Annotated in this window: 5 protein-coding genes and 3 tRNA genes; all 8 read left to right on the forward strand. The window is 66.7% G+C overall.

Features of this window, described 5'->3' with window-relative positions:
* Positions 1-209: 209 nt before the first annotated feature.
* On the forward strand, positions 210-950 hold the full coding sequence (locus Q0741_RS00005) for an SPOR domain-containing protein (RefSeq protein WP_298231152.1): 741 nt from the start codon (positions 210-212) through the stop codon (positions 948-950).
* Positions 950-1459, forward strand: coding sequence for a CvpA family protein (locus Q0741_RS00010; RefSeq protein ID WP_298231153.1), 510 nt, complete (start codon positions 950-952; stop codon positions 1457-1459). Before Q0741_RS00005 ends, Q0741_RS00010 begins: the two co-directional genes overlap by 1 nt.
* Before the next feature lie 30 nt (positions 1460-1489).
* On the forward strand, positions 1490-3016 hold the full coding sequence (purF, locus tag Q0741_RS00015) for an amidophosphoribosyltransferase (protein WP_298231154.1): 1527 nt from the start codon (positions 1490-1492) through the stop codon (positions 3014-3016).
* Positions 3016-4245, forward strand: coding sequence for an O-succinylhomoserine sulfhydrylase (locus tag Q0741_RS00020; protein WP_298231155.1), 1230 nt, complete (start codon positions 3016-3018; stop codon positions 4243-4245). Before purF ends, Q0741_RS00020 begins: the two co-directional genes overlap by 1 nt.
* Positions 4246-4249: 4 nt before the next feature.
* Positions 4250-5656, forward strand: coding sequence for a glutamate--tRNA ligase (gltX, locus tag Q0741_RS00025; protein ID WP_298231156.1), 1407 nt, complete (start codon positions 4250-4252; stop codon positions 5654-5656).
* Positions 5657-5727: 71 nt separating this feature from the next.
* Positions 5728-5803, forward strand: a tRNA-Ala gene (locus Q0741_RS00030).
* Between the two features lie 52 nt (positions 5804-5855).
* Positions 5856-5931: transfer RNA gene (locus tag Q0741_RS00035), tRNA-Glu, on the forward strand.
* Between the two features lie 51 nt (positions 5932-5982).
* A tRNA-Asp gene (locus Q0741_RS00040) sits at positions 5983-6059 on the forward strand.
* The last annotated feature ends 133 nt before the right edge of the window (positions 6060-6192 follow it).

Raw genomic sequence — 6192 nt, forward strand, 5'->3', positions numbered from 1 at the left:
CCTCGACGATCACGTTGACGTCTTCCGGTGGGTTGCTGCCGATGGCGATGGCGTCGATGCGCATGGTCGTCCGTTCCTGATGCTGCGTTTGCCCCGGCCGCCACGATTATGAGCGTGCCGCCGGAGGCGTCAAATCTGTCGAGGCAGCGGATATACCGCGCAGCCCGATATTGCAATGCAGCAAGATGGAGAGGGTGTGTCAGTCCCAGATGAAGGCGACCTTGCGCAGCGCCTTCTGGTCGAACACCTCGACGCCTTCGGCGACATCGCGGCCGCCCGCACCGGTGTCCGCGTCGGCGGTGCGTCCCGCGGCACCGGCTGTGGCGGCCGATATGCGCTCGCCGGCCCCACCGTCGCTTGCGGCCAGCGCGCCGGCCGCACCGATCCGGGTGCTGCAAGATCCGCCCCGTCCCGCGCCGCCCAAGGAAACGCCGCCCGCACGCGACCTGGCCAAGGAGCGCGAGGCCGCCGCGCGTGAAGCGGCTGCCCGCGAAGCCCGGGAGCGCGAAGCGCGCGAGGCGGCTCGCCAGAAGGAGCTCGCGGCCCGCGAGGCCAAGGAGAAGGAGGCCGCTGCGCGCGAGGCGAAGGACAGGGAAGCCGCTGCGCGCGAGGTCCGGGAAAAGGCCGCGGCTCGTGAAGCGGCCGCGCGCGAAGCCAAGGAACGTGAAGCGCGCCAAGCGCGTGAGGCGATGGCACGCGAGGCGTTGAAGGACACGGTGGAGAAGCGCTACATCGTGCAGGTCGGCGCCTTTGCCGATGCCGGGGCCGCCAGTGAGGCGCGGGCTCGGGCCGAGAAGGTCGGCGTGCGCACCTACACGCAGGTGATCGAAACCGAGGCGGGGCGTCGCATCCGGGTGCGGGTAGGGCCTTTCAACAGTCGTGAAGAGGCCGACAAGGCACTTGGCAAGCTCCGCGCTGCCGGGCTGCCTACGGCGCTGCTGCCGCAGTGATGGACTTTGTTGCCGGCTTGGGCTGGGTCGATGTCACGATGCTGGGCCTGTTGCTGCTGTCCTCGTTGGCAGGCTTGTGGCGCGGGTTGATATTTGAAGTGCTGTCGCTGGCCGGGTATGGAGTGGGCTGGCTGGCGGCGCAGAGGTTTTCGCCCGTGGCGGCCGAGTGGTTGCCGTGGGAGGGTGCGTTGCCGGCCTGGCGGCTGGCCGCGGCCTACGTGCTGGTGTTCGTGGCCGCGCTGCTGCTGTGCGGCCTGGCGGCGCGGCTGCTGCGGATGCTGGTGCAGGCCTCCCCGCTGGGGCCGCTGGACCGGCTGCTGGGCGCGGGCTTCGGGCTGCTGCGCGGGCTGCTGGTACTGCTGGTGCTCAGCACCTTGGTGGCACTGACGCCGCTGGCGCACTCGCCGGCCTGGACCGCCTCCAGCGGCGCCGCCTGGCTGCAGGCGCTGCGACAAGGTATTCAACCCGTGCTGCCGTCCGCGGTGGCGCGGCATCTGCCGGCACCCTGAAGCGCCGGCATCACTGAAGGACGCAAGACCATGTGTGGGATCGTCGGTGTCATTTCCCAGACGCCCGTCAACCAGCTGATCTACGACGCGCTGCTGCTGCTGCAGCACCGCGGCCAGGATGCCGCCGGCATCGTCACGATGCAGGGCACCAAGTGCTACATGCACAAGGCGCGCGGCATGGTGCGCGACGTGTTCCGTACCCGCAACATGCGCGCGCTGCCTGGCAACGTCGGCCTGGGTCAGGTTCGCTATCCCACCGCCGGCAACGCTTACAGCGAAGAGGAGGCGCAGCCCTTCTACGTCAACGCGCCCTTTGGCATCGTGCTGGTGCACAACGGCAACCTCACCAATGCGCATGCGCTGAAGAAAGAGCTGTTCGACATCGACCGCCGCCACATCAACACCGAGAGCGATACCGAGGTGCTGATCAACGTGCTGGCGCACGAGCTGGAGCGCAGCGCGCGCGACCTGCCGCTGACGCCCGAGAAGATCTTTGACGCCGTGGCATCGGTGCACAAGCGCATCAAGGGCAGCTATGCCGTGATCGCGCTCATCGCCGGTCATGGGCTGCTGGCCTTCCGCGACCCCTTCGGTATCCGCCCGCTGGTGTTCGGCGAGGCCGAGCTGCCCGAAGGCAAGGAGGTGATGGTGGCCAGCGAGAGCGTCACGCTGGAGGGTACCAGCCACCACATCGTGCGCGACGTGGCGCCGGGCGAGGCGATCTTCATCGACATGGCGGGCAACGTGCACGCGCGCCAGTGCGCGGAGAAGCCCACGCTGCAGCCGTGCATGTTCGAGTACGTGTACCTGGCGCGGCCGGACTCGGTGATGGACGGCATCTCGGTGTACCAGGCCCGGCTGAACATGGGCGAGACGCTGGCGCAGCGCGTGATCTCGACCATGCCGCCCAGCGAGATCGACGTGGTGATCCCGATCCCCGAGTCCAGTCGCCCGTCTGCCATGCAGCTGGCGCAGAAGCTGGGCAAGCCGTACCGCGAGGGTTTCGTCAAGAACCGCTACGTGGGCCGCACCTTCATCATGCCGGGGCAGGCCAAGCGCAAGAAGTCGGTGCGCCAGAAGCTCAACGCCATCGCCAGCGAATTCAAGGGCCGCAACGTGCTGCTGGTGGACGACTCCATCGTGCGCGGCACGACCAGCAAGGAGATCGTGCAGATGGCGCGCGAGGCCGGTGCGCGCAAGGTGTACATGGCCTCTGCGGCGCCGCCGGTGCGTTTCCCGAACGTGTACGGCATCGACATGCCGACCAAGGAGGAACTCATCGCGCACGGCCGCAGCATCGAGGAGGTGCGCGAGTTCATCGGCGCCGATGCGCTGATCTACCAGGACGTGGAAGCGATGAAGCGCGTGGTGGCCGCGCTGAACCCGCAGCTCGACGGCTTCGAGGCCTCGTGCTTCGACGGGCGCTACATCACGGGCGACGTCTCGGTGGAGGACTTCGAGACCATGCGCGAGCAGCGCCAGTCCCAGGGCAATGACGAGGAAGACGGCCCGGGCCGTTCGCGCCTGGCCCTGCAGAACGCGGCGGAGCAGTCCTGATGGACGGGGGCAAGAAACTGCCGCGGGTGGGCCTGCCTACCGACGCGCACATTGACACCATCGCCGTGCGCGAAGGGCTGCCGGCTACACCCTGGGGCGAGAACTCCGAGGCGTTGTTCCTGACCAGCAGCTTCGTGCATCCGGACGCGGAGACCGCGGCGCGGCGCTTCGCCAACGAGGAGGAGGCTTTCGTCTACAGCCGCTTCTCCAACCCCACCGTCATGATGATGGAGCGCCGCCTGGCGGCGATGGAGGGCACCGAGGCCTGCATCGCCACGTCTAGTGGTATGGCGGCGATCATGCTGCTGTTCATGGGGCTGCTGAAGGCTGGCGACCACGTGGTGTGCTCGCAGAGCGTCTTCGGCTCCACCATCAAGCTGCTGCAGGGCGAGTTCGGCAAGTTCGGCGTGGAAAGTACCTTCGTCTCGCAGACGGACGTGGACGCCTGGCGCGCGGCCATGCAACCCAACACAAAGCTGCTGTTCGCCGAGACGCCGAGCAACCCGCTGACGGAGGTGTGCGACATCGCGGCGCTGGCGCGGATCGCGCACGACGGCGGCGCGCTGCTGGCGGTGGACAACTGCTTCTGCTCGCCGGCGCTGCAGCAGCCGGTGAAGCTGGGGGCGGACCTGGTCATCCACTCCGGCACCAAGTACCTGGACGGGCAGGGCCGCGTGATCGCCGGCGCCATTTGCGCGAGTGAAGCGCTGGTCAACGACAAGTTCGTGCCGGTGATGCGCAGCGCCGGCATGAGCCTGTCACCCTTCAACGCCTGGGTGGTGCTCAAGGGGCTGGAGACGTTGTCCATCCGCATGCGGGCGCAAAGCGAGAAGGCGCTGCAGCTGGCGCGCTGGCTGGAGGAGCAGCCGCAGGTCAGCAAGCTCTATTACCCAGGGCTGGCCTCGCACCCGCAGCACGAGCTGGCGATGCGCCAGCAGTCGGGGCTCGGCGGCGCGGTGGTGAGCTTCATCGTGCAGGGCGACACGCCGGAGGCTGCGCGCGCCAACGCCTTTGCCGTGATCGACGCCACGCGCATCTGCTCCATCACCGCCAACCTGGGCGACACCAAGACCACCATCACGCACCCGGCCAGCACCTCGCACGGCCGGCTGACCGAGGCGCAGCGCCAGGCCGCGAGCATCACGCAGGGGATGATCCGCGTGGCCGTGGGCCTGGAGGACGTCGAGGATCTCAAGGCCGACCTTGCCTGCGGCCTGCACAAGTTCTGACCGAATGAGCACCGTACGCACCCGCTTTGCCCCGTCGCCCACGGGCTTCATCCACCTGGGCAACATCCGCTCGGCTCTGTATCCCTGGGCCTTCGCGCGCGCCAATGCCGGCACCTTCATCCTGCGCATCGAGGACACCGACCTGGAGCGCAGCTCGCAGGCGGCGGTGGACGTGATCCTGGAAGGCATGCGCTGGCTGGGCTTGGACCACGACGAGGGTCCGTACTACCAGATGCAGCGCATGGACCGCTACAAGGAGGTACTGGCGCAGATGCTGGAGCAGGGGCTGGCCTACCGCTGCTACATGAGCAGCGCCGAGCTCGACGCGCTGCGCGAGCGGCAAATGGCGGCCAAACTCAAGCCGCGTTACGACGGCACCTGGCGCCCCGAGCCGGGCAAGTCCCTGCCACCGGTGCCTGAAGGCATGCAGCCGGTGATCCGATTCAAGAGCCCAGTGGGCGGCAGCGTCGCCTGGGACGACAAGGTCAAGGGCCGCATTGAGTTCAGCAACGAGGAGCTGGACGACCTCGTCATCGCGCGCCCCGACGGCACGCCTACCTACAACTTTTGTGTGGTCGTGGACGACATCGATATGGGCATTACCCATGTCATCCGCGGCGACGACCACGTCAACAACACGCCACGCCAAATTCACATCTTCCGTGCCCTGGGCAAGGAGCCGCCGGTGTACGCGCACCTGCCCACCGTGCTCAACGAACAGGGCGAGAAGATGAGCAAGCGCAACGGCGCCAAGCCCGTGACGCAGTACCGCGACGAAGGCTTCCTGCCCGAGGCGATGGTGAACTACCTCGCGCGCCTGGGCTGGAGCCATGGCGATGATGAGATCTTCACGCGCGAGCAGTTCCTACAGTGGTTCGATCTGGACCACCTGGGCAAGAGCGCCGGCCAGTACGATGAAGCCAAGCTGCGCTGGGTCAACGCCCAGCACATCAAGCGCACGACCGATGCGGAGCTGGCGCCGCTGGTGCGCGAGCAACTGGCCAAGCGCGGCATCGAGGTGTCGGGGGACTTCGCCCTGGAGCGGGCCGTTGGCCTGTTCAAGGACCGCTGTGCCACCACGGTGGAGCTGGCCGAATGGCTCAGCCTGTACTTCATCGAAGCCAAGCCCTCGGCCGAGGAAGCGGCCCAGCACCTCACGCCCGCCCTGCGGCCGGCGCTGGCGGCGCTGCGCGAGCGGCTGCTGGCGCTGCCGAGCTGGGACAAGGCCGGCATTGCCGGCGCGCTCAAGGCGACGCTGGCCGAGCATGGCCTGAAGATGCCGCAACTGGCCATTCCGGTGCGGCTGCTGGTGTGCGGTCGCGCCCAGACGCCCTCGGTGGATGCAGTGCTCGAACTTTTTTCGAAAGAAGAAGTTGCGAAACGCTTGCAAAGCTCGCAAGAGTCGCTATAGAATCTCATTCTCGCTTGATGAACAGCGCGAAACACGAAGACGGCAGCGAAAGCTGAAGTGTTCGTCCCGAAGGGGGTATAGCTCAGCTGGGAGAGCGCTTGCATGGCATGCAAGAGGTCAGCGGTTCGATCCCGCTTACCTCCACCACCCAACCAAAAGTTGGTGGTCGGCGCGAGGTTCATCAGGGGTGAAGGATTAAGTCCCCTTCGTCTAGAGGCCTAGGACACGACCCTTTCACGGTTGTAACAGGGGTTCGAATCCCCTAGGGGACGCCAAGTTTGGCTGCGCTTGCGGAAAGCAATTTCCGGCGATGCAGCTGCCGACGCGGAGTGGTAGTTCAGTCGGTTAGAATACCGGCCTGTCACGCCGGGGGTCGCGGGTTCGAGTCCCGTCCACTCCGCCAAAGTTTTTGGTTTTGCCGAAGACGCCCACCAGCCAGTGGGCGTTTTTGTGAAAACCGGTTGTTGAGTTTGAGAATTTGGTCCCCTTCGTCTAGAGGCCTAGGACACGACCCTTTCACGGTTGTAACAGGGGTT

Origin of the sequence: uncultured Azohydromonas sp., from assembly GCF_937926365.1 — a bacterium.
Classification (GTDB): Bacteria; Pseudomonadota; Gammaproteobacteria; order Burkholderiales; family Burkholderiaceae_C; genus Azohydromonas.